This is a genomic window from Paenibacillus sp. sgz302164, from assembly GCF_056120505.1.
Map to the genome: position 1 here is coordinate 45,484 of NZ_JBVYOL010000017.1, position 24,260 is coordinate 69,743.

Genomic DNA, 24,260 nt, shown 5'->3' on the forward strand with positions numbered 1-24,260 from the left:
GGCTTTTTCGACGGAAGCGGTTCGTTTTGTGGAAAAGCCTGCAATTGTGCAGGAATTCCCAATAAAAACGGGTCCAAGCTAGAATATTGGTGGAAAAGCCTGCAGATTTGCAGGAATGTTGCGTTCTGAGCGTACCAACGAGGAAAAAGATGTACTTTTGCAGGTTTTCCGCGCGTTGCCGAGTAGAAATGCTGCCTTTTAGCATGCGGGTTTTCAACAGTCACACATTTGCAGGCTTTCTCCACGTTGCCGAGTAGATTTGCTAGCTCTAGCGAGCAAGAATTCAGCAAATACTTGCGGATGGCGGGGCGGCGAAAAAGCGGCTGTTTGCGCTCGTTCGATGATGCAACTAGTGTAATCGGTATAGTTACACAAATTAGTATAGATTTGCCTGTACCTATAGTCAATATCCTCGGTAAATTCTCCCTTTTCAGGTGCCGGTAAACAACAAAACTCGACGATATGTCAAGCGATTGACATAACACCGGCGGATCACTATAATCTCACTTAGATACGGTTTGGGGAGCAGGGCTCCGCCAAATGGGAAAGAAGGGTGCGCGATGAGCTATACCAGGGAAAAGGCCGACGCGTTTATTCGCGAGAATAAGCATTTGCTTCGCAATGATTATCGGCCAGGGTATCATTTGGCCGGGGAATTGGGCTGGATCAACGATCCGAACGGTTTTGTCCATTTTCAGGGAGAATACCATTTGTTTTATCAGCATTATCCGTATAAGCCTGTCTGGGGGCCGATGCATTGGGGGCATGCGGTCAGCCGGGATTTGATCCGCTGGTCGTATCTGCCGGTTGCGCTCGCTCCGGACCGGGAATACGACAAGGACGGCTGCTTCTCGGGCAGCGCGATTGTGAAGGACGGGCAATTGACGCTTATGTATACCGGGCATGTGGTGACAGGCCCCGATAAAGACCGCGATTATGTGCAGACCCAGAGTCTGGCGCTGTCGGTGGACGGGGTCGCTTTTACGAAAAGCGGGCTCAATCCGGTCATCCCTGCGTCCCAAATCCCGGCTCATGCCAGCCAAAAAGATTTTCGCGATCCGAAGGTGTTCGAGCGGGACGGGCAATACTACGTCGTGCTCGGCTCCAACGACGGTGCCGGCAGCGGAATTATTTTGATGTACCGGTCGGCGGATTTGCGGGAGTGGACGTTCGCCGGCGAAATTGCCAGGAGCGATGGCACGCTGGGAGATAATTGGGAATGTCCGGATTTATTCCGGTTGGAGGACCGCGACGTGCTGATGATGTCCCCGCAGCGCATGCCGTCGCAGGGCGATAACTATCATAATTTGCATTCCACGGTTTTCATGCTGGGCAGGCTGGACACGGCGGAAGGAAAGTTCCATTACGACAGCTACAGCCCGATCGACTATGGGTTCGATTTTTACGCGCCGCAAACGTGCGAGGACGATCGGGGAAGACGCATCATGGTCGGATGGATGGACATGTGGGAATCGGACATGCCGACTCAGCAAGGACACTTTTGGGCGGGGGCGATGACTCTGCCGCGGGAAGTCAGGCTGCATGGCGACAAGCTGCTCTTCGTGCCTGTGCAAGAAATAGAGGCTTATCGGGAACAGCCGTATGAGCTTGCGGCACAAGAGCTTGACGGCGAACTGACGCTCGGCTGCACGGGGGACCGCTACGAGCTGGATGTTGTCATCGAGGCGGGGGAAGCGTCCGCGTTCGGCTTGAAGCTGCGCCAGGGTGCGGAAGAAGAGACGCTGATCGCCTACGATACAGTTTCCGGTTTGCTGCGCTTCAACCGCGACCGTTCGGGAAGCGGGCCGAAAGGCGAGCGCAGAACCGCGGTAGAGCTTAAGGATAACAAGCTTGCTCTGCGCGTATTCGTAGACCGCTCTTCCGTCGAGGCGTTCATTCAAGACGGCGAGAAAGTTATGACCGGGCGGATCTACCCGGGGCCGGAATCGCTGGGCATTCAGCTTTTCTCTGAAGGGCAGTGCCGGATCGTTTCGCTGCGCAAATGGGACATTCGTTAAGAGGAGGACGGCACATGAGAACTGTATATACAATTGGCGAAGCATTGATTGATTTTATTCCTGCAGAGACCGGCGTTCCGCTGAAGGCGGTCGGCAGTTTTGCCAAAGCGGCGGGCGGAGCGCCGGCGAATGTCGCTTGTACGGTCGCGAAGCTCGGAGGGCGGAGCGCTTTTATCGGCAAGCTCGGCGAAGACGCTTTCGGCGATTTTCTTGTGGAGACGCTGGATCGGCTTGGCGTGGATACGCGTTATGTATCCCGCACCGCGCAAGCGAATACGGCGCTCGCGTTCGTCAGCCTGCAGGCGGACGGCAGCAGGGATTTTTCGTTCTACCGCAAGCCGAGCGCAGACATGCTGCTGGAGGAAAGCGATATCGACGCATGCCCGTTCGCGGCGGGGGATTTGCTGCACTTCGGCTCTGTCGATCTGATCGAAGCGCCCGTGAAGTACGCGCATATCAAAGCGATCGAAACGATGAAAAGCCGCGGAGGCTTAATCAGCTTCGATCCGAACGTCAGGCTCCCGCTGTGGAACAGCGCGGAGGAGTGCCGCCGGACGATTCTGGAGTTTATTCCGCGCAGCCATATGGTCAAAATCAGCGATGAAGAGCTCGCCTTCATCACCGGAATCGAGGACGAAGCCGAGGCGATTGCTTCGCTGTTCGCGGGCGATGTCGCGCATGTCCTCTATACGCGCGGCTCAAAAGGGGCTTCATGGCATACGCGAACCGGAAACGTCTCGGTTCCGGGACATGCCGTGCAAGCCGTCGATACGACCGGCGCCGGCGACTCGTTCATCGGCGCGCTGCTGTACCGGCTCAGCCTCGAAGCCGGGACGCTGCGCGAGCTGGACAGCGGCGTGATGCAGCAGGCGCTGTCCTTCGCCAACGCAGCCGCGGCGCTGACGACGACGCGCCACGGCGCGATCCCCTCGCTGCCGACGCTGGAAGAGGTGCGGCAGTTTGCTGCCGCGCGCTAGGCCGCGCGAGTTGCAGCTACCGCTGTAGTCTGCGCGAGTTAGGGCTGACAGCCCGCCCAGGTAGCCGGCAGTCGCCTATAGCCGGCGCCGCTCCAGAAAGCCTGCAATAATGCAGGCTTTTGCTCGTTACAGCCCTTTCCTCGAACAATTCCTGCAAAAGTGCAGGCTTTTCGTCGAGAACAAGGGTTCAGACTCATTTTCATCAAAAATTCCTGCACTATCGCAGGCTTTTCGCCAAAACGGGCCACTTTCGCGGAAAAAGCCTGCACTTTTGCAGGTTTTACACGCTGCCAGTGCAGCAGCTTTACGAGCGGCTGCACTCCCAGGGAGCGATTCATTGTACGATTTTGCAATGGCGGCGTAGCAGGTGTAGGAGGAAATAGTTCTTCGATCAAAGCACTAAGAAACTACTTGATTTCCCTGGAACAGCAGGGGGGAACAGCGAAGCACACGGCCGCACAAATAACAAAAGACCACTTCAAGCCTATGACAAGGGCCTTGAACGGGTCTTTTTTTCAATCCTATGAAAGTATACGGGAGGTTCTTATCGTTATTGCTCTTTGCGATGTGCCTTTTCCTCGAGTTCCCTCTTCTTCTTTCTGTATGCTTCAACGGTTGCGATTGCCAATTCTTTCTCTTCATCTGTCCAGGATGCCCCAAATGACGGGCTTGTCTCCGACTTAGGCTTGTCGGTGCGACCAAGCAAATAGTCTGTGTCTACCTGGTACAAATCGGCAAGCTTTTTTAATGTTTCAGTATCGGGGTCTCGATAGTTGCGCTCATAATTGGACAGAACTGAGTTAGTGATTCCAATTTGGTCAGCAACATATTTTTGTGACCATCCTTTTTTGTCACGTTCGTTTTTTAATCGCGTTCCAAGGGACATGGATTCATACCGCCTATTTGCCTGCTTTTGAAAATAATCGTAGCATTACTTCGCACCCTGCTAAATAAAATCAACTATTAGTTGATTTTATGATTGTTTTCAACGTTTAGTTGAGTTATAATCGGTTCATCATTCAACTTTACGTTGAATTGAATTCATGAACTTTACAAAGGAAGGTGAAGGGATGGAACAATTGCTGCGCAAGTACGAGTCTGTAGTCGAGGAAGAACAAATTCTGAACGAAAGAATCAGGGTATGTAATGAATGTGTTGAAATCATATTGGATTTTATCGAAAAGAGGGCGGATCAGATCCATGTGCTTACAGCGGAGGATATTGTTTCGGCCGCGCATACAATCGGTAAGGATTTGCAGACAGAGTTGCTTCATATAAGATTGCTTTCGATATATTTCTCGATCCCGCCAGTACGCCCCAAAGAACACCTCCCGAGGCGTTCTTTTTTCTTTTTGCCCGGTTTTCCCGGGCCTGGGCCTTGGCGCGGTGCAGCCGGTCGGAGGAAATATGTGAGTTCGGACCCAAGAGAGGACCATAGCGGCACTCGAAGGCACGTTTAGAATCAGATGGCGGATATAGTAAATTTTACTAGAGGCCGTCAGACGGCTCCCCGGCTTGCGGCGAAGTTGTTTTGTATACGCATTCATTTGTATAAAAGAGGAAATTATTCATTCGATCCGGTCATTTTTTTATGGAAGTGCAGACTTTGGTAGGAGAGTACATGGGATCAGAGCATAGCAAAAAAATGGTTAAAATTATCCTGTAACAAAATGCAAAACCCGAAAAATAGGTCGATGCGATGGACGCATGGGTCGGCAAAATCGGGACTAAGCACCTAAAAAATGCTCATTTTCAGCGTTTATGGACAAAAAAGTGGAAAAAAAAGCGAAACCTATAAAGGTTTCAGATAAGAATCTGTCGACTTATTCATTTTCGTGCATGATCATGAAATAATTATTTTCAAGATCTATTTTGGGAAAGGGGAGAGTTCGTTCTAAAGGACCTATAAGTAAGTATGATTAATATTCAGAAAATTTAATTAATGAGATAAACCTCTATCGAGGTCTTTCGAAGATGAGCGACCGCGTTTAGAGGCAGGTTTATTCGCCAATAAGAATGTGTTCTACGCGCTTTAGCGCTGTAAAGAACTTAAACATTCTTATGTGGTAAAAAAATGCATAAAGGAATGGTGCTGCGATGAAGCCAATGGCCGCAAAAGAGGACGGCGCCATTTATTTTTACCGATACACGTCGCTTTCGCTCACTTCTATCGTTTTTTTGTTGGGGGACAGCAATCCGCCGTCTATGTGGAAAATGGGCGTTGTATTGGCGCTGTTCATTGCGGTGAAATGGATAACGGCGTTTTACCGGAGAAGCCATAAAGGCTCCCGGACGTTCAAAGTGGCCGTAGGCCTGGAGATGGCCGGCATGATTTGCCTGCTGATTTCCACCGGCGGTATGGATAGTCCCTTTCTCTGGTGTGTGATGAACCCGACCCTGATCGCAGCAAGCTACCTCTCCACGGTGTACTGCTGGTTTATTCTGCTCGGATACCTCCTGTTCGTAACGTCATTCTCTTATTTTATCGCCGGCAATAGCGACCACTCGATCTGGAGAATCGTGTTGGACAACAGCGACTTTTATCTGGTGCTGCTCCTGATGACGCTTGCCATTCAGGTGCTGGCCGGCATGAAAAACAAGCTGGAGAGAGCCAATACGCGAACCAACGAGACGATGGAGCATATCAAATCCTTGTATCAAATCGTCGAAGCGGCCACTCAAAGCGAATCGGGCAACTTGCAGAAAATTTTTGCCGAGTTCGCGTTCAAGCTGACGAAGCAAAAGATGGCGTTCTTCTGGGACGTCAACGGTGAGGACGACGAGGACAAGCTTATTGTCCAAGGCAAAAGGTTCAAGGATACCGAGGCTTCCCTATGCGCAGCCATTGAGTCGAATTTGACCGGACTGCGGAGGCAGGACAACTGCACGGTGATGAATTTGCCCGGCCACGGCGAGTTTCTGATCACGCCGGTCAAGTCGGCGAGCAAATTTTGGGGAGTGCTCGGCATCAAGATCGAACGCTGGAATCACGAGGAAGGAAGCCGGTGGTTCGTGCAGCAGCTTTATTTCCTCTCCGAACTGTGCGCGGTCATTCTTGAGCGGCACCGGCTTGAGCGCATCGAAAATCAGCTGATGATTATCGAGGAGCAGAACCGGATCGCCGACGAAATGCATGACAGCGTCTCACAGCACATGTTCGGCATCGTGTACGCGATCCACTCGCTCAACCGCAAATGGCAGGACATCCCGGCAGACCAGCTGAAGACACAGCTGGAATTTATCCGGGAATCCGCCAACACCGCTTCGCAAGAACTTCGCACGACCATTTACAGTCTCAGCTCCAGAAAAAGCGGCGCCGCCTTTTGGCTGAGCACGGTCCAGGCTCATCTGGACAGCTTGTCCAAGCTGTATGCCGTGAAAATCCGCCTGAACGTAACGGGAGACGATCACCGCCTTCCGGTCAGCCACCAGAAAGCTTTATCCAGAATTATTTCCGAGGCTGCGGGCAATGCCATCCGACACGGCTCCAGCAGTTCCATCGTCGTGGAATTATGTCTGAAACCAAGCGAGGTCAAGCTGGCCGTCAGCGATAACGGGGAAGGGTTTGACGTCAATGTGCAGATGTCGGATCCGAAAGTTTCGGGACTGGGGCTCAGCAATATGAAATTCCTCGTGCAATCGTTAGGCGGAACGCTGCAAATTTCCAGCAACCAAGGAGAGGGCACGCGCATCTCCGTGTTCATCCCTATGGATCAACAGGACAAAAAAGCTTTGGAAGAGGTTATGGGGTAAAGCCGGTAGTTTCTCATTCGATGAAAGAAGGTGTATAAGCGATGAAGATTGTTATTGTAGACGACCATCCTTTGGTGAGAAGAGGGCTTTCAGCCGTATTGAAACTGGAGCGGGACATCGAAATTATGGGCGAATCGGAAATGGTTGAGGAAGCGATGGAACTGATCGAGGAAACGAAGCCCGACCTGGCTATTGTCGACATCAAGCTCGGCAACCGGTCGGGATTTGAAGTTGTGGAGAAGCTGAAAGATACGGACTGCCGTTGTATGATCCTGACATCTTCGATGATGGAGACGGATGTGCGCCGGGCGGAAGCGTCGGGGGCGGACGGGTACGTGCTCAAAGAGGCGCTGCCGGAAGAGCTGCTGCTGGCGATCAAGCTGATTTCCAAAGGGAAACGGTATTACGATCCGGGCTTGATGGAGATGCTGATCAAAAAGGACGACGACGATCAGTTGGACAGGCTGACTCCCAAGGAGCGGGAAGTTCTGATGGGTCTGGGAGAAGGGCTGTCCAACCAGGGGATAGCGCGCAAGCTGACGATTACGGAATTTACCGTCAAGAAGCATGTCAGCCAGGTTTTGAACAAATTGAATTTGAACGACCGGACCCAGGCGGCCCTGTATGCGCAATCCAAAGGGCTGGTTCATTTCAGCGTGGAGCATGCATAATGGAAGTTATGGTACGAAAGTATACCGCCTGGGTAGTACATAGAGGGGATGCAGGATATTCCAATTGATACCTAAAAAATCGTAATATCGGATAATATCATAATATTTGTAATTCATATAAAATAAATGACAAGCAGTTCTATCGGGAGGGTGTTATGGAGAAGACAATACTGGATTACTTCATCCTGATTCGAAAGAAGCTATGGGCTATTGCATTGTTTGTTCTTCTTTCCTGCATGATCACATTCGTCGTCAGCAAAGTGCTCATCAAGCCTGTATATCAGGCCGACAGCCAACTGTTGGTCAACAGCGTTTTTAAAAATTCGGACTCGATACAGCTAAACGATGTCGTGATGAACTTGAATCTGATCGACAGCTACAAGGAGATCATCAAATCGAACGCCATTCTCGACGAGGTGCTCGCCAACCATCCCGAATTCGTGCTAACCAGGGAAAAGCTGGATAAGAAATTGAAAGTAAGCTCCATCGATAAAACGAATATTATCACCGTCGAAGTGGAAGACAACAACTACGGCAAGGCCGTGCTAATCGCAAACGAAATTACGCAAACTTTTGTGAAACGAATCCCGGACCTGATGAATATGAGCAATGTCAAAATATTGACGGCCGCCGATTCCGGCAACCTGCCTCCCTCGGGGAGCGCCGGCCTTGTCATGAATCTCGCAATCAGCTTTGTACTGTCGGCGATGGCCGCCCTCGGCGTCATATTTTTCCTGGAAAACATCAACGACACGCTGCGTTCCGCCAAAGAAGCCGAGCACTACGTAGGGCTGCCGGTGCTTGCGACCATCGAACCGATCAAGAACAATAAAGCCCGGAGCCGCTCAAAAGCTGCGAGCAGAGAGGTGAGTGATACGAAGTATGCCACCGTTAAGTGAAACGCTTGTCACTGCGTCCGAGCCGGCTTCATCCGCCGCCGAGATTTACCGCTCCCTGCGGACCGCAATCAGGCAGAAGAGGGTGAAACAATCGGATGACGGGGTCGTCCTCATGGTCGCCTCGCCGGGCGAGCAGGAAGGCAAGACGACCATCGTAGCGAATCTGGCCGTCACGTATGCGCAGGATGGGAAAACGGTCGTCGTCGTCGACTGTAACTTGCGCAGCTCCTCCGTGCACACCCTGTTCGGATTGCCGGGCCAAACCGGACTTGTGCAGTGCCTGAAATCGGCTTCCGCTGCGAAAGACGCGATCTGCCGGACATCGGTGCCTAACCTGCACGTGCTGCCGGCAGGGGGCCAGCCGCCGAACCCTTCGGAGCTGCTCGGTTCCCGGTCGATGGAGGAACTGCTGGATGAGCTGAAGCGGCAGTACGATGTCGTGCTGCTCGACTCGCCTTCCGCGCTCAGCTTCACGGACGCCGGGCTGCTGGCGGAATACAGCGACGGCGTCATGCTGGTAGCGAAGCACGGCACAACGAAGCGCGAGCATGCCAAGCAAGCGAGGCTCCGGCTCGAGCAGTCGGGCGCCAAGATGCTGGGGATCGTCATGAACGGCTGAAGCGCCGGCCGGCAATCGCTCGTAGGGCCGGCCAGGCCTGTGTTTTGCTCCGCCAATTTGATAGGAGGATGAGAGAGATGAAAAAAGTGAAGAAAGCCATTATTCCTGCGGCAGGACTCGGTACCCGGTTCTTGCCCGCAACGAAGGCGATGCCCAAAGAGATGCTTCCGATCATCAACAAGCCGACTATCCAATACATCGTGGAAGAAGCAATCGAATCCGGAATTGAAGACATCATTATCGTAACCGGCAAAGGGAAAAGGGCCATCGAAGATCATTTCGACAACGCTTTTGAACTGGAGAACAAGCTGCTGGAAACCGGCAAGCTGGAACTGCTCCAGGAAGTGCAGCGCTCGGCCAAGGTGGATATTCACTACATCCGCCAGAAGGAGCCCAAGGGTCTCGGACATGCCGTATGGTGCGCCCGAAGGTTTATCGGCAACGAGCCGTTCGGGGTGCTGCTAGGCGACGATATTGTCACAGGCAGGGTGCCTTGCCTGAAACAGCTAATCGAGCAGTATGAATTATCAGAAAATTCTGTCATCGGCGTGCAAACTGTGCCTTCCGAAGTGACGCATCGTTACGGAATCATCGATCCGGGCGCTCAGGATAACAGGTTGTACGAAGTTAACGACTTTGTGGAAAAGCCAAAGCAGGGCACGGCCCCTTCCAATTTGGCGATCATGGGCAGGTACGTATTTTCCCCGCAAATTTTCGATTACCTGGAGCTTCAGGAAAAAGGAGCCGGCGGCGAAATTCAGCTGACGGACGCGATCCAAAAGCTGAACCGGGTCCAGCAGGTGCTCGCTTATCATTTTGACGGCATCCGCTACGACGTCGGGGAACGCCTCGGTTACATTCTCACTACGCTAAGTTTTGCTCTCGAAAGCAAGGATTTGCGCGATCCGGTACTGGATGCTATGGCTGCCATGCTGATTAAGGAACAATATCCGTCCATTATGGACCATTTAGGAGGTAGGGAGAATGAGTTTGCCAAAATTGCAGGAGGATTATGAGTATGCGGTACCGCAAAAAAATTATTACCGCACTGTGGCGTCAAGGGATCGCGGCCTGGATTCGTATCTGTTCTTCAAACGCGCGCTCGATATCGTATTGTCGTTGTGCGGGATGATTGTCCTGCTCCCCGCAGGGCTGATCATCGCTCTGCTGATCAAGCTGGAAGATCCGAAAGGCACGGTTTTCTTTAAACAGAACCGCGTAGGGAAAGACGAAGCGCTGTTTCCGATGTATAAATTCAGATCGATGGTTTCCAACGCCGAAGAGCTGAAAGCGAAGCTGCTGGAGCAAAACGAAGTCAGCGGCGCGATGTTCAAAATGAAGAACGATCCGCGGGTGACGCGCATCGGCAAAATTTTGCGCAAAACGAGCGTCGATGAGCTACCTCAATTGTGGAACGTGTTCGTGGGCGACATGAGCTTGGTCGGACCTCGCCCCGCTCTGCCGGCTGAAGTCGCGGAGTATACGGCGTACGATAAAAAGCGGCTGGCCGTGACGCCGGGCTGCACAGGGCTGTGGCAGGTGAGCGGGCGGAGCAGCGTCGGATTCAAAGAGATGGTCGAGCTGGATTTGACCTATATCAAAAACCGCACCATTTGGTACGATTTGAAAATTATCGTAAAAACCGTCCGGGTGCTGCTTGGTTCCAAAGATGCCTTTTAATCAGCCTTACAAAGATAAGCCGCTTGTCTCGATCGTCGTATGCACCTATAATCGCGCCGACTTGCTGCGGATTACTTTGGATTCGCTGCCGGGGCTGTCCGGAATCGAAAAAGCCGAAATTGTCATTGTGGACAACAATTCCACCGATCATACGCGCAGCGTTGCGGAACAATTTGCCGAGCGTCAGACAGGCAAGCTGGAGGTCCGCTACCGCTTCGAACGGAGTCAGGGGCTGTCCGTCGCACGGAATACGGGCGTTCAGGCGGCCCGGGGAGAGGTCGTCGCTTTTCTGGACGATGACGCCATACCTTGTCCGACATGGTTAAGCACGATATGCGCGGTTTTTAGCGGCAGGCGCGACGTTGATGCGCTGGGCGGCATCATCCGCCCGAATTTTGAAACGCATCGCCCGGATTGGCTCATTCCGGCGCTCGAACTGCCGTACACGATAGTGAATCTGGGCGATGCGCCCAGGGCGTATCCGGCGGGCCTGCACCCATACGGGGCCAATATGGCGATGCGCAAATCTTTTATGGAAAGCCATCCGTTCCCGACAGGGCTTGGGCGAAAAGGGCAGCTGCTGCTGTCAGGCGAGGAATCGTGGCTGTTTGACAAGATGAAAAAGGAAGGCAAGACGTTTCTTTATCATCCTGACATGGCTGTCGACCACTTCATCCCGGCCGGCCGGCTGACCAAGGAATGGATTTTGCAGCGCTACTATTATCAAGGCATTTCCAACGGGCTTATGCGCCAGGGATTCGGAGGCAAGCTGTTCCAACTCGGCACGGTCGCAGCGAGGATGGTGTACATTGCGGCAGACTCGCTGCTCGCCCGCAGCGAAGGAAGGAAGCTGCTGATCCAGTGCAGGCTGGAAAGCATTCGCGGAACGCTCTATATGCTGAGAAGACGCGAAAATATGCCATCAACCAGGTGAGGACTATGACGGGGCTCCATTTGAACATCAAAAAGCCGGTAACCTATGCGGCCGCCTATTTATTCACTGCGCTGCTTACGGGAGCCGCAGCGGTGTACCAGCCGGCACTTGGCGTCGGTGGAGCCGCCCTCTTACTCCTGCTGGCGGTCACTCTGCACAGACCGGAAACCGTCAGCTATCCGGTGCTGCTGTCAACCGCCATATCCATCAACTACATTATCGATACGAATGTGCTCGGGATTGAAATCATTTCGCTGTATAAGCTCGGCATTTTGGCGCTGCTCGTCCCGTGCATGCTGCGCACCGGCATCCGGCTAAAGTTCATTTATCCGATTGCGGCGCTCACGGCGATGCTGTTCATCACCTTTTTCTTTTCCGAATGGCATCCGAGGCTGACGGCTTCGCTGACGCTCAAAGCCTATATCGGATTGGCGCTGCCCTTCGTCTTCCTGCTGATAGAGTGGAGCCGGGAGATGGCGGCACGGCATATTCAGCTCATCTGCCTGCTTCCGCTCGTCAGCGTTGCGGCGGGGCTGCTGCTCCAGCTCACGCACCTGTACTCTTTCCTGGACGTCGAGTTCACCGGGGCCGTGCGGGTGCAAGGGGCGAATATCGCGCCTCATTTGGCGATGCTCGCTTTTCTCGGGATGACGATCGCGTTGATCGAGACGAAGCGGAATCCGCGGAAGGCGAAATTTTTCTATTTTACGCTCGCCGCCAACTTCGCCGTATTGATCGCGACGGGAACGCGGGGTCCGATTCTGGCTATGCTGGCGATGATCGCCTATTACTTTTTCGATATGGTCAAACAATATATCAAAGGAAAAGTGATCTTGATCATCCCGCTCGCCTGTTCCTTAGCGCTGATCGGAGCGGCATTATACGTGCAGTGGGACAATATGACGAAGCGCTCCTTCGAGCGTGAGACTTCTTCGGGAATCGATTTGTCCGGCAGAACCGAAGCCTGGGCGTTTTTCCTGAACGGGGTCAAAGATAACCCGCTGGCGGGCAGAGGGCTCGGCGCGGTTACCGTGGCGAACGACGGCAGCTTATACAAAGGTTTCGTCGTCCCGCACAACGAATACATCCGCTTTTACTACGACGCCGGCTACATGGGCAGCGGGCTGCTGTTTCTTTCGCTGATCATCGTATTTATTTTGATTTACCGGGCTTTGGCGCCCCCGATCAAAGTGTATTATTTGGCGTTTATATGGGGATTTTTCCTCTACTCTTTTTCCGACAATACGCTCTCTACCGTTCAGTTCATCATTCCATTCTGCTGGTATTTGAATTGCCTGTACGTATTGTCCAAGACAACTCCGAACAAAGAAGATGTGATCCCATGAGTAGTAGAGTCAATATGTTCGATGTCAATTTTGACAATTACGATTTTATGGATCTGCTCGGATTCATTGATGACGTGATTCGCCGGAACAACCATTCTTACATTTTAACCTGCAATGTGGATCATTTAATCAAGCTCAGAAAGGATGCCGAATTTCAGAAGGTGTACTCGAACGCAGGGGCCATCGTCGCAGACGGAATGCCGATTGTATGGGCGTCCAGGGTGCTGAGAAAGCCGCTGAAGCAGAAGGTGTCGGGTTCCGACTTGTTCGAGAAGCTGGGCAAAGCTTTTGAACACCGGCAGTACCGCCTGTTCTTCCTCGGATCGGCAAACGGGGTGCCGGAGCGGGCGATGAAAAACCTGAAATCGCTGTTCCCGGGCATCAATATTGTCGGATGCTACTCGCCGTCCTACGGTTTCGAGCATAAAGATGAGGAGAACCGCCATATTGTCCAGATGCTGATCGATGCCAAACCGGATATCGTTTTCGTCGGCGTCGGAGCGCCAAAGCAGGAGAAATGGATCTACAAGCATTATCTGAAATACCGGGTGCCGGTTTCCATCGGCGTCGGAGCGACCTTCGACTTTATTTCCGGCTCGGTCCAACGGGCTCCTAGCGTGATGCAAAAAATCGGCTTCGAATGGTTCTGGAGACTTGTGCAGGAGCCGAAAAGGCTGTGGAAGCGTTATTTGGTGGACGACTCGATGTTTATCGTGCTGGTATGGATGGAATTCATTAAGCAATTCAAGCTGAAACGGGGGGAAACGGAATGAACAGAGGATTTTCCGGCCGGTATGACTAGGAGCTTCACCGCCGTGTGGGGGCCTGCCATCATTGTGATGGGCGTTATCTTCATGCTTTCTTCCCAATCCTACGAGCAGCAATCGATCAAGAAGCAGCTGACGCGCGCAGTGGAACAGACTGCTCTGAGTCCTTATTTGTCCGATGTCAAGTTTCAATACGGCACCTTGACGGTCGATGGCCGCAAAGACGGGCCGGGGGGCGTGATGGAGTTTATACTCCGCAAGCTGGCCCATTTCACGGAATACTTCCTGCTCAGCCTATGCTTGCTTAAAGCGCTTCGCTATGCGACCAGGCTGAGTGTCGCTTATGCCGTGCTTGTTACGATTCTGATTGCGGCCGGATATGCCGTAACGGATGAGATTCATCAATTGTTTGCCGTCAACCGGGGATCCAGGCCGCAGGATGTCATTCTCGATACGGCAGGCGCGGCAGCCGGCATGTTGACGTACATGGCGCTTGCAGCATGGAAGAAGCGCAGACACAGCGAATCTCGCATGACGGAGGGTGTATGAGAACGTTAAGAAGCATGACTGTCATTCCCTTCACGAATCCGGCGGTAACGGCAAGCTTATGGGCGTGCTCCGCTTTGTTCATGGCTCTGGTTATCGGCTATGCAAGCGCCAAATTGAGCTTCAATGTCAGCATTCAGATCACGATCCTGTGCGTCATTCTATTCCCGGCTTTTATTATGGCTTTGCTGGAATCGCGCCGGATTGTGCCCTACATTTTGTTCATTTGGGCGATATGTCCCGAGATTCGGCGGATTGAGGATTGGCTGGAAGGCTCCTATCATTCGGTTTCCATGTTAAGTCTGGCGCCGCTTTTGACAAGCGCCGTGCTGATTATTCCGGTTCTCGCCAATATGCACAAGCTGGATGCGCCGATCAAAAAAATCATTCTTTTCCTGTCGCTGGCTCTGATTTACGGAACTTTGGTCGGCATTACGAAGAACGGGACGGGAACGTTTTACGATTTGGCCAACTATCTCATTCCAATGCTGCTCATTCCGTATTTTGCCCTTGCTTCCTTCGATAACAAAGACTTGGACGGGCTGCTCATCACCTTTTCCAACGTTGCTATTCTGGTCGCGGTGTACGGGATCATACAGTATTTGATCGTACCTCCGTGGGACGCATTCTGGATGAATCATGTGGAAATGAACTCGATCGGCAAGCCGTATCCGCTGGAAATACGCGTATTCTCCAGCCTGAATTCCCCGGGCCCGGCCGGCATGTTCATGGGGGCTGCGCTGGCGCCGATGATTTTGGAGAAAAAATGGCGGGGACCGCTCGGCTGGGCAGGCGTCCTGCTGGTCGCCGTGGGCTTGCTCATCACGCTCGTCCGCTCGGCATGGGTGATGCTGTTTATCGACATTTTCGCTTATACGATGATCTCGTCGGGCAAGCAAAAATGGAAACTGCTGACGCAAATGACGCTGGTCGCCGCAGCTTTGTATTTTATCATCCCCAAGCTTCCGGGCGCAGAGGGTCTTGTCGCCAGGATGAACACGATGACCGACATTCAGGGCGATCATTCGTATCAGGAGCGGCTGAGCTTTTTCAACACCGTGTTCCCGGTCATTTTCGGCAAACCGCAGGGCATGGGTCTCGGCAGCATCGGCGTCGGGACGAAGCTGAACAACGATGGTGCGCTTGGCGAATACGGGGTATTCGATAACGGGTTCGTCGCCGTCTTTCTGACCTTCGGCGTGTTGGGCGGCGCAGTGTTTTTCTGGGGTCTGGGGCTGATCATTAAAATGCTCATTGCCCGCCAAGAGGGGAATACCGGGTTGTTGTCTTATCGAAGAATGGGAGTTGCCGCTTTGATCGGAAGTATGGTGAGCTTGATTTTCGAGAACGGCTATACGGGCTTGAGGGGTTTTCTGTTGTGGAAAATGGTCGGCATCGGGATCATGGCGCACAGAACCATCACCCAAAAAAGGAGGCAAAACCCGGATGGAGCAGCCGGTGAATTTAAAAGTAGTCCGCATTAGACCGCTCTTCGGGTTGGTCAAAACGTTATTGTCCAGCAAAAGCAATATGGCCAATACGGTCAGAACGATGTTCTTCAGCATTTTTATACTGGTCATCAATATGCTTACGGGAATTTTGACCGCTCGCTTCCTCGGTCCGTCCGGACGGGGCGAGCAGACGGCCATGGTGCTGTGGTCGCAATTTCTCGCTTTCAGCTTCACGTTCGGCATTCCTTCGGCCTTGATTTACAACATCAAAAAGAACATAAAGGATGCTGCGAAGCTTTATACGACGGCCTTGTGGATGGGACTCGCAGGCGGTGCGATCGCCATGGCGTTCGGCGTGGCGGCTCTGCCCTACTGGCTGAAATCCTACTCCCACAGCGTAGTGCTGTTCTCGCAATGGACGATGCTCCTTGTGCCCTTGATCGTATTCTCGCAGATCAACAACGCGATGATGCAGGTGAGGGGCGAATACAAGCTGTATAACCGGATGCGGTTCCTCGTTCCGCTCAGCACGCTGGTGTGCTTGAGCGTTCTGATTTTGACCGGAACGATGAGCGCCCATACGTCGGCAGTCGCTTATTTGGCTCCAGCGATACCCTTCTATATATACACGACTTTGCGGTTAGTCGGGATTTATCGAGTTGTACTGGAGGATACGCTCCGCTCCTTCAAGCAGTTAATCACGTACGGGCTTGGCTCTTACGGCAACGATTTGATGGGCAATGTCTCTTATTATATCGATCAGATCGTCATCGTGGGGCTGTTGAACCCGGCGGAATTAGGGCTTTATGCAGTAGCCGTCAGCCTCTCGCGGATCGTGAACGTGTTCTCCACTTCCATTATCGTCGTTCTGTTTCCCAAAGCGTCCGGCCTGGAAAAAGAAGAGGTGATCGCGCTGACGTTCCGCGTCTACCGCATAAGCACCTGCATCGCTGTGCTGGCCTCACTGGTCATCATGCTGGTCGCACCGTTCGTATTAACGCTGTTGTACGGATCTGAATTCAGAGAAGCGCTAGGGGTATTCCGGCTGCTGCTGCTGGAGGTGTCCATCTCCGGCGGAACGATGGTGCTGGCCCAAGCCTTTATGGCGCTTGGGAAACCGAAGATCGTCACCATTTTGCAGGGCCTTGGGCTGCTGCTCGTCATTCCGATGCTGACACTGCTCGTTCCGAAGTTCGGGCTGACCGGCGCAGGACTCGCGATGCTGTCGTCCGTCGTGCTGCGGTTTCTGTTTATTTTGATCAACGTGCGCTTTACTTTAAAAATGAAAATTCCCAACTTGCTGATTACAAGGGAAGATGTGAGATGGTTGATATCGCAGCTATCGGCGTACACCGCCAAAAAATCTGCCAAATCAACGGAATGATGGAGGGGGGAAACCGATGCTTGACCATAGTAATTCCGCAGGAAAGTACCGCATTTCTGCAGTCATAATTGCACAGGATGACGAACAGCGGATTGCCGATGCGATTGCTTCCTGTAAAGCTTTTGCCGATGAGATCGTCGTGGTGGACGGGGGGAGCAAGGACGGAACCGTACGCGTCTCGGAGCAATTGGGGTGCAAGGTATACACGAATCCTTGGCCCGGATATGCCAAGCAGCGGATTTACGGAAGCGAATGCGCATCGTACGACTGGATTTTCGCGATCGATACCGATGAGGTCGTCAGCGAAACGTTGGCCAAGGCGATATTAGAGAGAAAGCAGGACTTGTCCGACGGCGAACGGGCCTACGCCGTGTTCAGGATCGGCGACTTTTTGGGTCGGTGGATGGGCAAAGGCGAGCGCCTGGTGCGCCTGTACAACCGCAAACACGTGGAGTTCAAAGATATTCTGGTTCATGAAGCTCCGGATGTAGCGGAAAGGCAGGTCACGCATTTGCCGGGAACTTTGTGGCACTACGGTTTTAGAAGCGTCAGCGATCACGTCAGGCGCTTTAACAAATATACCGATCTGGAAGCGGAAGGCGTGATGGCGGCGGGCAAATCGTTCAGACTGCTGCGGATGCTGTACCGTCCACCCCTGCGTTTCGTGCAAAAATACGTGTTCCAGGGCTTGTACCGCAAAGGCATACCGGGCCTGGCCGTAGCCGTCTTCTGGAGCTTGTACGAATTTCTCGTCTGTCTGAAGCATTACGAAAGGCTCCAGGAGCGCAAACAAGTGAAGCTCCGGCATGAAGAAGAGCCGTTAAAAAAGAAGGAGGGGAAAGCTTATGCCATCCAATAGCTTGCGCATTTTGTCTACCGGAATGGGCTGGCCGTCGGCACAGCCCGGGGGGTTGAATACTTACTTCCAGAACATTACCGAGCGGCTTTCGGAACGCCACGTGGTGCAAGCGCTGGTCTGCAGCCAGGAAGAGCCTGTGGTGAAGCCGGGACTGTTCGTCGAGAACATCGCCGATCCGAAGCTCAGCCTCAGGAGGCGGAGAATTGTTTTCGGCGAGTATGCGGCCCGGCAGATGGAAGAGCAGAAGTTCGACCTTGTCTATACGCATTTCGCCCCTTACGGCCTAGGCGTAGCCATGGAAGCGAAGAAGCGGAACATTCCGGTCGTCATGGCGTTTCACGGCCCTTGGAGCGAAGAAATCAAAGTGGAAGGGGGCGGGATGAGGGAGCGGCTCAAAAGATGGATCGCCAAATCGATTGAGATGAAAGCTTACAAGCATGCGGACGCGTTCATCGTGTTAAGCGAAACGTTCCGCGATATTTTGCACAATCATTACCAGGTACCGCTGGACAAAATCCACATCGTCGCCGGTGCGGCCGACACTGTGCGATTCCAGCCGTCCGCGGACCGGACGGCGGTGCGCATGCGGCTGGGGCTGGCGCCGCATCAAACGGCGGTGCTGACCGTGCGCCGGCTGGTCAACCGCATGGGGCTGCTGCAACTGCTCGCAGCCTGGAAAGAAGTCGCCGGGCAAGCTCAGGACGTCGTGCTGCTGATAGGCGGGCGCGGCCCGCTGAAGGGCGAGCTGGAGAGCCGCATCGCCGAATACGGGCTTCAAGACCGCGTGCGGCTGCTGGGCTATATCCCCGACGGCGAGCTGGCGGGCGTGTATCAGGCGGCTGATCTGTTCGTCGTGCCGACCCAGTCGCTGGAAGGCTTCGGACTGATCACGGTGGAAGCGATGGCTTCCGGGGTCCCGGTCATGGCTACGCCGATTGGCGGCAGCCGGGAAATATTGAGCAAATTCAATCCGGCGATGCTGTTCAAGAGCGCGAATAGCGGCGATATGGCGGCGGGCCTCATTCATATGCTGAATCACCGCGAACAGTGGCCTTCGTCGGAGCAATGCCGGAATCACGTCCTGGACCATTATACGTGGGATCTGGTGACGACACAGGTGGAAGCCGTGTTCGAGCAGGCCATGGGCCGCAAAATCCAGGCGTTCATGGTCAAGGACCGCGACGCCGGGGGCCTGCGTGTCAGGAGAGGAGGGACGGATACGGATGTTGAGAGTAGCCTACATTGATCATACGGCCAGATGGAGCGGAGGCGAAGTCGCCCTTTACAATATTTTGACCCATCTGGGCAGCAGAGTGGACCCGCTGGTCATTTTAGCGGAAGAGGGCGTGCTGGCCGACAGGCTGCGGGAAAAGGGCATCGACGTCAGGGTCATTTCCCTGGACGATAAAGTCCGCAACCGCAACCGCAACGCCGTCAACCTGCAGGTCGTATCCGCAGCGTTCCAACTGTTCGTTTACGGAAGAAGACTGGCCCGGATTTTGCGGGAAGAGCAAGTCGTTTGCGTCCACACGAATTCGTTGAAATCGGCGTTTTACGGCGCCGTTGCCGCCAAAATGGCGGGCATCCCGCTGATCTGGCACATTCGCGACCATATCGGCGCACCGTATTTGAAGCCGGCCGTCGCCCAGGTGATCCGCTTTCTGTCGCGGGTGCTGCCTAACGGCGTCATCGCCAATTCCAACTCAACGCTTGCGGCATTGCAGCTGCCGAAATCCAAAAAAACGCTGGTCGTCTATTCTTCCTTCGCCAAAGTCGTTAGTCAGGCGGCTCTCGTCATCAAGCCGAGGAAGACGTTCACGGTGCTGCTGGTCGGCCGTCTGGCCGAATGGAAAGGCCAGCATATTTTGCTGGAAGCGGCCAAATCCTTTTTGCCTGAAGCCCATGTCCGATTCTGGCTGGCCGGCGATGCGCTGTTCGGCGAGGAAGCTTACAAGCAAGGGCTGATGGATCAAATCCGGGAGAACAAGCTGGATAACGTAACGCTGCTTGGACATGTCGATGATATTCAGGGGCTGATGCAGCAGGCCGATCTTCTCGTACATACGTCGATCACGCCCGAGCCTTTCGGGCAGGTCATCGTAGAAGGAATGGCCGCCGGTCTGCCGGTGATCGCATCCAATGAGGGAGGGCCGACCGAAACCGTCGTCCATAACGAAACGGGACTGCTTATCACTCCCAAAGATCCCGCTCTGCTGGCGATGTCGATCCGGCATTTGCTGGAGCATCCCGTAGAGAGGCAGAGCATGGGGGAAAAAGGGAGAAAACGCGTGCAAGAGCATTTTGTCATCGAACGAACCGTTACACAGATCACCAGGTACTATGAAGGGTTGATTGCCAACCCTTGAAAGTAACCTCGGAAAAAGGGGTGGATCAAATGAGAATAGCAATCGCGCATGATTATTTGATTCAAATGGGCGGAGCCGAAAGAGTCGTCGAGGTCTTTCACCATATGTTTCCGCAGGCGCCTATATTCACGACGATGTTCAGCAGCAACCGGCTGATCGGCACGTTGAAGGAAGCGGATATACGGGCGTCGTGGCTGCAAAAGATGCCGGGAGGGAAGGATAACTTCAAAGGGATGCTTCCCCTGTACCCATTTGCGATCCGGGATTTTGATTTTCGTGATTTTGACATCGTGCTCAGTTCCAGCAGCGCATTCATGAAGAGCATTCAAGTTCCGAAAGAAACGTTTCACCTCTGTTACTGCCATACGCCGATGCGGTTTGCATGGGATTACGATACTTACATAGAACGACAATCCAACTCCGGCATTACGAAACGGCTTTTGAAAATTTATATGAACCAGCTTAAGCAGTGGGACCGGAAAACGTCGAAGAACGTCAACCAGTTTATCGCCAATTCGTCGGTCGTCAAAAACAGGATTCAAAATTATTATCACCGGGATTCCGACGTTATTTTTCCGCCGATCAACACATCGCGCTTCCGCAGCTCCGAGGCGATCGGGGATTACTATTTGATCGTCTCCAGGCTCGTATCCTATAAGCGGATCGACCTGGCCGTGGAGGCGTTCAACCGCAACGGACTGCCCCTGTACATCGTCGGGGAAGGGCCCGATCTCGAGCGTCTGAAGCAAATGGCGAAAAGCAACGTCCGCTTTCTCGGAAGGCTGGGGGACGCTACTGTGACGGAATTGATGGCGCAGTGCCGGGCGCTGATTTTCCCGGGCGAAGAGGATTTCGGCATCACGCCGCTCGAAGCCAATGCCGCCGGCAGGCCGGTTATCGCTTATCAGGCGGGCGGCGCGCTCGATACGATTGTACCGAAGGTGAACGGCGTCTTTTTCCGCCGGCAGGAGGTCGACGATTTGCTTGCCGCCATCGGCGAGGTGGAGAATCATGCCTGGAACGTGCCGCAGATCGTGAAGCACGCGCAAAAGTTCGACGAGAAGACGTTCATGGAAAAGCTTAAAAACTATATGATCAAAGCCTATGACAAATTCAGAGAGGAACGGTGATGGTATGAAATTAGCGGTAATCGGAACCGGCTATGTCGGATTAGTTTCGGGTGTGTGCTTTGCGGAGACAGGCAATCACGTCATTTGTGTCGATCAGGACCCCGGCAAAATCGCCATGCTGCAAAATGCGGTTTCACCCATCTACGAGCCTGGGATCGAAGCGTTCATAGAACGCAATATGCAAGCCGGCAGGCTGCAGTTTTCAACCGATTTGCGGGAGGCAGTGCAGCAGTCCGAGCTCGTCATCATCGCGGTCGGCACGCCTTCGCTGCCTAACGGCGAGGCCGATCTGCAATACATCGAGGCGGCAGCCGGAGAAATTGCCAGGGCGATGAACGGCCACAAGATCGTCGTGACCAAAAGCACCGTTCCGGTCGGAACGAACGAGAGAATTTACCGCATTTTGGCGGAACATACCGCCGAACCGTTCGATGTCGTCTCCGTGCCGGAGTTTTTGCGGGAAGGGTCGGCGATTCAGGACACGCTTCACCCGGACCGGATTGTCATCGGTTTGGACAATAAGGAGCTGGAGCAGACGATGGTGGAGCTGCACAGCCGTTTTACGGATCAAATCTTCGTCACGGATATCCGCAGCGCCGAGATGATCAAATATGCCTCCAATGCGTTCCTGGCGACAAAAATATCGTTCATCAACGAAATATCCAACATTTGCGAAAAGGTCGACGCCGATGTTACGCAGGTAGCCCTCGGAATGGGCAAGGATTCGCGGATCGGCCCCTCGTTCCTGAATGCTGGGATCGGATACGGCGGGTCCTGCTTTCCCAAAGATACGAAAGCTTTGATCCAGATCGCGGGCAATGTCAACTACGAATTCCAGCTGTTGAAATCGGTCGTGGAAGTGAATAAAGCGCAGCGCTACAAAGTCATTACGAGGCTGGAGGAATCGCTCGGACAGCTGTACAACACGGTCGTCGGGATTTGGGGCTTGTCCTTCAAGCCGAACACGGACGATATCCGCGATGCGCCGGCGCTCGAAATCGTCGAGACGTTGATCCGCCGGGGCGCGAAAGTGAAGCTGTACGATCCCGCCGCCATGGATAAATTCAGGGAACAGCTGGACCACCCTGCGATTCAATGGTGCAGTCTGGCGCTGGAGGCTGCCGGAGGCGTCGACGCTTTATGCCTGCTCACCGATTGGCAGGAATTCAAGGAAGTTTCGCTGCACCAGCTGACCTTCCTGATGAAGCAGCCGATTATGATCGACGGCAGAAATGTATTTTCCAAAGAACAGATCGAGGGAACCGGCTTGAATTACTATTCGGTGGGAAGACCGGATATGACCCCGCACTTCCGTCCGCGGGCCTACGTTTGACAAGTTTAAGTTCGTCCAATAATAAGAGGGAGTGTGATTAGCATGAAACTGGTTCTTTTATCCGGCGGGTCGGGCAAGCGGCTGTGGCCGCTCTCCAACGATTCCAGATCCAAGCAGTTTTTAAAGGTGCTCGACAGCCCGAATCAGGAGATCGAATCGATGGTGCAGCGGGTGTGGAGACAGTTGAATGACGCCGGTCTGGGAACTTCCGCTTATTTGGCAACGAACCGTTCCCAGGTTGAAATGATCGCCAGCCAGCTTGGCGGCGAGGTTCCTCTGATCGTAGAGCCGGAAAGAAGGGATACTTTCGCCGCCATCGCGCTCGCCGCAACTTATATGTATTCGATGGCCGACATGCCGCTGGATACGGTCGTCGCCGTTCTGCCGGTCGATCCCTACGTGGACGAAGCTTTCTTCGAGAAGATCAAGGAGTTGGAGCAGGTGCTTCGGGAAACGGATGCGAACCTGGCGCTGATCGGCGTCGTACCGAGCGTCCCGTCAGAGAAGTACGGCTATATCGTCCCTGCGGACCCGCACCCGGATTATGCGGAGGCGCTTCGGGTCAGCCATTTCCGGGAGAAGCCGGACCGCGCGCAAGCGGAAGCTTTGATCCGCCGGAACGCTCTGTGGAACTGCGGCGTGTTCGGATTCCGCCTCGATTATTTAATACAAGTGCTGGCGGAAAAAGGACTTCCGATCCAGTACGAAGAAATGCTTAAAAAATACAAGGAGCTTCCGAAAATCAGCTTCGACTACGAAGTGGTGGAGAAGGAAGAGAATGTGGTCGTCCTTCCGTACGACGGCTTCTGGAAAGACCTTGGCACGTGGAACACGCTGACGGAGGAAATGAACCGTTCCCAGATCGGCACGGGCATTGTGACGGAAGACTCCGTGAACACGCATTTGATCAACGAACTGGATATTCCGGTTACGGTGATCGGCATGAACGATGTCGTCGTTGCTGCCAGCCCGGACGGCATTCTGGTCACTTCGAAGGCGGAAAGCCCGCGAATCAAGGAAGTGATGAATGCGATCCAGCAGCGTCCGATGTATGAAGAGCGGAGATGGGGGCGCTATCGCGTCATCGACTATGTCAAATACGCGGAGGGCAGCGAAGTGCTCACCAAACGCATTCTCGTCCGCGCCGGCAAAAACATCAGCTACCAGCTTCATTACAAAAGAAGCGAGGTATGGACGATCGTCAGCGGCATAGCCGATATCGTCATCAACGACAAGCCGTATCAAGTGAAGCCCGGCGATGTCGTACGGATTCCGGAAGGGACCAAGCACAGCATATTGGCGATAACCGATCTGGAACTGATCGAGGTCCAAACCGGATCGCAGCTGATTGAGGAGGACATTGTGCGAATTTGCATGGAATGGAAAGATATCAAGCTTCATCAGTTTATATGAGGTTTGGATTGTGAAATAAACAACCCCTTTTTGCTCTCTTTTTCATGGGACTGGAAGGCGGTTGTTTATTTGGTAATCCGATGGGCATAGCAATGGCATCTTAAAATCATCCAA

22 protein-coding genes are annotated in these 24,260 nt (G+C 53.4%); 20 read left to right on the forward strand and 2 right to left on the reverse strand.

Annotated elements, in window-relative coordinates; genetic code table 11:
• Positions 1-560 precede the first annotated feature (560 nt).
• Together AC0LWT_RS25800 and AC0LWT_RS25805 are read left to right on the forward strand one after the other, a co-directional pair.
• On the forward strand, positions 561-2,018 hold the full coding sequence (locus tag AC0LWT_RS25800) for a glycoside hydrolase family 32 protein (RefSeq protein ID WP_474684151.1): 1,458 nt from the start codon (positions 561-563) through the stop codon (positions 2,016-2,018).
• 14 nt (positions 2,019-2,032) lie between these two features.
• On the forward strand, positions 2,033-2,995 hold the full coding sequence (locus AC0LWT_RS25805) for a PfkB family carbohydrate kinase (RefSeq protein WP_474684152.1): 963 nt from the start codon (positions 2,033-2,035) through the stop codon (positions 2,993-2,995).
• 38 nt (positions 2,996-3,033) lie between these two features.
• Here AC0LWT_RS25805 and AC0LWT_RS25810 read toward each other — a convergent pair whose 3' ends face one another.
• Complete coding sequence (locus AC0LWT_RS25810; RefSeq protein WP_474684153.1) at positions 3,034-3,390, reverse strand: hypothetical protein; 357 nt, start codon at positions 3,388-3,390, stop codon at positions 3,034-3,036.
• Between the two features lie 155 nt (positions 3,391-3,545).
• Entirely contained in the window at positions 3,546-3,881 is a 336-nt protein-coding gene (locus AC0LWT_RS25815; RefSeq protein WP_474684154.1) for a helix-turn-helix domain-containing protein, read from the reverse strand.
• A 1,211-nt stretch (positions 3,882-5,092) separates the two neighbouring features.
• Here AC0LWT_RS25815 and AC0LWT_RS25820 point away from each other — a divergent pair.
• The 18 genes from AC0LWT_RS25820 (at position 5,093) to AC0LWT_RS25905 (ending at position 24,146) form a co-directional block, all read left to right on the forward strand.
• Positions 5,093-6,748: a sensor histidine kinase gene (locus tag AC0LWT_RS25820; RefSeq protein WP_474684155.1), complete on the forward strand. Its 1,656-nt coding sequence runs from the start codon at positions 5,093-5,095 to the stop codon at positions 6,746-6,748.
• A gap of 41 nt (positions 6,749-6,789) precedes the next feature.
• Positions 6,790-7,419: a response regulator gene (locus tag AC0LWT_RS25825; protein ID WP_474684156.1), complete on the forward strand. Its 630-nt coding sequence runs from the start codon at positions 6,790-6,792 to the stop codon at positions 7,417-7,419.
• A gap of 155 nt (positions 7,420-7,574) precedes the next feature.
• On the forward strand, positions 7,575-8,318 hold the full coding sequence (locus AC0LWT_RS25830) for a YveK family protein (RefSeq protein WP_474684157.1): 744 nt from the start codon (positions 7,575-7,577) through the stop codon (positions 8,316-8,318).
• Entirely contained in the window at positions 8,302-8,937 is a 636-nt protein-coding gene (locus AC0LWT_RS25835; protein WP_474684158.1) for a CpsD/CapB family tyrosine-protein kinase, read from the forward strand. The genes AC0LWT_RS25830 and AC0LWT_RS25835 overlap by 17 nt, the downstream gene beginning before the upstream one ends.
• Before the next feature lie 77 nt (positions 8,938-9,014).
• Positions 9,015-9,953 (forward strand): UTP--glucose-1-phosphate uridylyltransferase GalU, encoded by a 939-nt coding sequence (gene galU / locus AC0LWT_RS25840; RefSeq protein WP_474684159.1) that lies wholly within the window; start codon positions 9,015-9,017, stop codon positions 9,951-9,953.
• Positions 9,922-10,617 (forward strand): sugar transferase, encoded by a 696-nt coding sequence (locus AC0LWT_RS25845; protein WP_474684160.1) that lies wholly within the window; start codon positions 9,922-9,924, stop codon positions 10,615-10,617. The genes galU and AC0LWT_RS25845 overlap by 32 nt, the downstream gene beginning before the upstream one ends.
• Positions 10,607-11,551 (forward strand): glycosyltransferase, encoded by a 945-nt coding sequence (locus AC0LWT_RS25850; protein WP_474684161.1) that lies wholly within the window; start codon positions 10,607-10,609, stop codon positions 11,549-11,551. The genes AC0LWT_RS25845 and AC0LWT_RS25850 overlap by 11 nt, the downstream gene beginning before the upstream one ends.
• A gap of 5 nt (positions 11,552-11,556) precedes the next feature.
• On the forward strand, positions 11,557-12,897 hold the full coding sequence (locus tag AC0LWT_RS25855) for an O-antigen ligase family protein (protein ID WP_474684162.1): 1,341 nt from the start codon (positions 11,557-11,559) through the stop codon (positions 12,895-12,897).
• Entirely contained in the window at positions 12,894-13,670 is a 777-nt protein-coding gene (locus tag AC0LWT_RS25860) for a WecB/TagA/CpsF family glycosyltransferase (protein ID WP_474684163.1), read from the forward strand. Before AC0LWT_RS25855 ends, AC0LWT_RS25860 begins: the two co-directional genes overlap by 4 nt.
• Positions 13,671-13,691: 21 nt before the next feature.
• Complete coding sequence (locus AC0LWT_RS25865; protein ID WP_474684164.1) at positions 13,692-14,213, forward strand: VanZ family protein; 522 nt, start codon at positions 13,692-13,694, stop codon at positions 14,211-14,213.
• Positions 14,210-15,694 (forward strand): O-antigen ligase family protein, encoded by a 1,485-nt coding sequence (locus tag AC0LWT_RS25870; protein ID WP_474684165.1) that lies wholly within the window; start codon positions 14,210-14,212, stop codon positions 15,692-15,694. Before AC0LWT_RS25865 ends, AC0LWT_RS25870 begins: the two co-directional genes overlap by 4 nt.
• A complete protein-coding gene (locus AC0LWT_RS25875) occupies positions 15,657-17,045 on the forward strand; it encodes a lipopolysaccharide biosynthesis protein (protein WP_474684166.1) in 1,389 nt (462 codons plus the stop codon). The genes AC0LWT_RS25870 and AC0LWT_RS25875 overlap by 38 nt, the downstream gene beginning before the upstream one ends.
• A gap of 16 nt (positions 17,046-17,061) precedes the next feature.
• Entirely contained in the window at positions 17,062-17,904 is an 843-nt protein-coding gene (locus AC0LWT_RS25880) for a glycosyltransferase family 2 protein (RefSeq protein ID WP_474684167.1), read from the forward strand.
• Complete coding sequence (locus AC0LWT_RS25885) at positions 17,891-19,150, forward strand: glycosyltransferase family 4 protein (protein ID WP_474684168.1); 1,260 nt, start codon at positions 17,891-17,893, stop codon at positions 19,148-19,150. Before AC0LWT_RS25880 ends, AC0LWT_RS25885 begins: the two co-directional genes overlap by 14 nt.
• On the forward strand, positions 19,128-20,270 hold the full coding sequence (locus AC0LWT_RS25890) for a glycosyltransferase family 4 protein (RefSeq protein ID WP_474684169.1): 1,143 nt from the start codon (positions 19,128-19,130) through the stop codon (positions 20,268-20,270). Before AC0LWT_RS25885 ends, AC0LWT_RS25890 begins: the two co-directional genes overlap by 23 nt.
• A gap of 29 nt (positions 20,271-20,299) precedes the next feature.
• Positions 20,300-21,400 carry a glycosyltransferase gene (locus AC0LWT_RS25895; RefSeq protein WP_474684170.1) on the forward strand — a complete coding sequence of 367 codons (1,101 nt, stop codon included), beginning with the start codon at positions 20,300-20,302 and terminating at the stop codon, positions 21,398-21,400.
• 4 nt (positions 21,401-21,404) lie between these two features.
• Complete coding sequence (locus tag AC0LWT_RS25900; RefSeq protein WP_474684171.1) at positions 21,405-22,733, forward strand: UDP-glucose dehydrogenase family protein; 1,329 nt, start codon at positions 21,405-21,407, stop codon at positions 22,731-22,733.
• Positions 22,734-22,775: 42 nt separating this feature from the next.
• Positions 22,776-24,146: a sugar phosphate nucleotidyltransferase gene (locus AC0LWT_RS25905; RefSeq protein ID WP_474684172.1), complete on the forward strand. Its 1,371-nt coding sequence runs from the start codon at positions 22,776-22,778 to the stop codon at positions 24,144-24,146.
• Positions 24,147-24,260 lie beyond the last annotated feature (114 nt).

Bases quoted from the DNA above. Each gene is read 5' to 3' on its own strand.
- AC0LWT_RS25800 (WP_474684151.1), top strand. From the start codon at position 561: ATGAGCTATACCAGGGAAAAGGCCGACGCGTTTATTCGCGAGAATAAG.
- AC0LWT_RS25805 (WP_474684152.1), top strand. From the start codon at position 2,033: ATGAGAACTGTATATACAATTGGCGAAGCATTGATTGATTTTATTCCT.
- AC0LWT_RS25815 (WP_474684154.1), bottom strand. From the start codon at position 3,881: ATGTCCCTTGGAACGCGATTAAAAAACGAACGTGACAAAAAAGGATGG.
- AC0LWT_RS25820 (WP_474684155.1), top strand. From the start codon at position 5,093: ATGAAGCCAATGGCCGCAAAAGAGGACGGCGCCATTTATTTTTACCGA.
- AC0LWT_RS25825 (WP_474684156.1), top strand. From the start codon at position 6,790: ATGAAGATTGTTATTGTAGACGACCATCCTTTGGTGAGAAGAGGGCTT.
- AC0LWT_RS25830 (WP_474684157.1), top strand. From the start codon at position 7,575: ATGGAGAAGACAATACTGGATTACTTCATCCTGATTCGAAAGAAGCTA.
- AC0LWT_RS25835 (WP_474684158.1), top strand. From the start codon at position 8,302: ATGCCACCGTTAAGTGAAACGCTTGTCACTGCGTCCGAGCCGGCTTCA.
- galU (WP_474684159.1), top strand. From the start codon at position 9,015: ATGAAAAAAGTGAAGAAAGCCATTATTCCTGCGGCAGGACTCGGTACC.
- AC0LWT_RS25845 (WP_474684160.1), top strand. From the start codon at position 9,922: ATGAGTTTGCCAAAATTGCAGGAGGATTATGAGTATGCGGTACCGCAA.
- AC0LWT_RS25850 (WP_474684161.1), top strand. From the start codon at position 10,607: ATGCCTTTTAATCAGCCTTACAAAGATAAGCCGCTTGTCTCGATCGTC.
- AC0LWT_RS25855 (WP_474684162.1), top strand. From the start codon at position 11,557: ATGACGGGGCTCCATTTGAACATCAAAAAGCCGGTAACCTATGCGGCC.
- AC0LWT_RS25860 (WP_474684163.1), top strand. From the start codon at position 12,894: ATGAGTAGTAGAGTCAATATGTTCGATGTCAATTTTGACAATTACGAT.
- AC0LWT_RS25865 (WP_474684164.1), top strand. From the start codon at position 13,692: ATGACTAGGAGCTTCACCGCCGTGTGGGGGCCTGCCATCATTGTGATG.
- AC0LWT_RS25870 (WP_474684165.1), top strand. From the start codon at position 14,210: ATGAGAACGTTAAGAAGCATGACTGTCATTCCCTTCACGAATCCGGCG.
- AC0LWT_RS25875 (WP_474684166.1), top strand. From the start codon at position 15,657: ATGGAGCAGCCGGTGAATTTAAAAGTAGTCCGCATTAGACCGCTCTTC.
- AC0LWT_RS25880 (WP_474684167.1), top strand. From the start codon at position 17,062: ATGCTTGACCATAGTAATTCCGCAGGAAAGTACCGCATTTCTGCAGTC.
- AC0LWT_RS25885 (WP_474684168.1), top strand. From the start codon at position 17,891: ATGCCATCCAATAGCTTGCGCATTTTGTCTACCGGAATGGGCTGGCCG.
- AC0LWT_RS25890 (WP_474684169.1), top strand. From the start codon at position 19,128: ATGTTGAGAGTAGCCTACATTGATCATACGGCCAGATGGAGCGGAGGC.
- AC0LWT_RS25895 (WP_474684170.1), top strand. From the start codon at position 20,300: ATGAGAATAGCAATCGCGCATGATTATTTGATTCAAATGGGCGGAGCC.
- AC0LWT_RS25900 (WP_474684171.1), top strand. From the start codon at position 21,405: ATGAAATTAGCGGTAATCGGAACCGGCTATGTCGGATTAGTTTCGGGT.
- AC0LWT_RS25905 (WP_474684172.1), top strand. From the start codon at position 22,776: ATGAAACTGGTTCTTTTATCCGGCGGGTCGGGCAAGCGGCTGTGGCCG.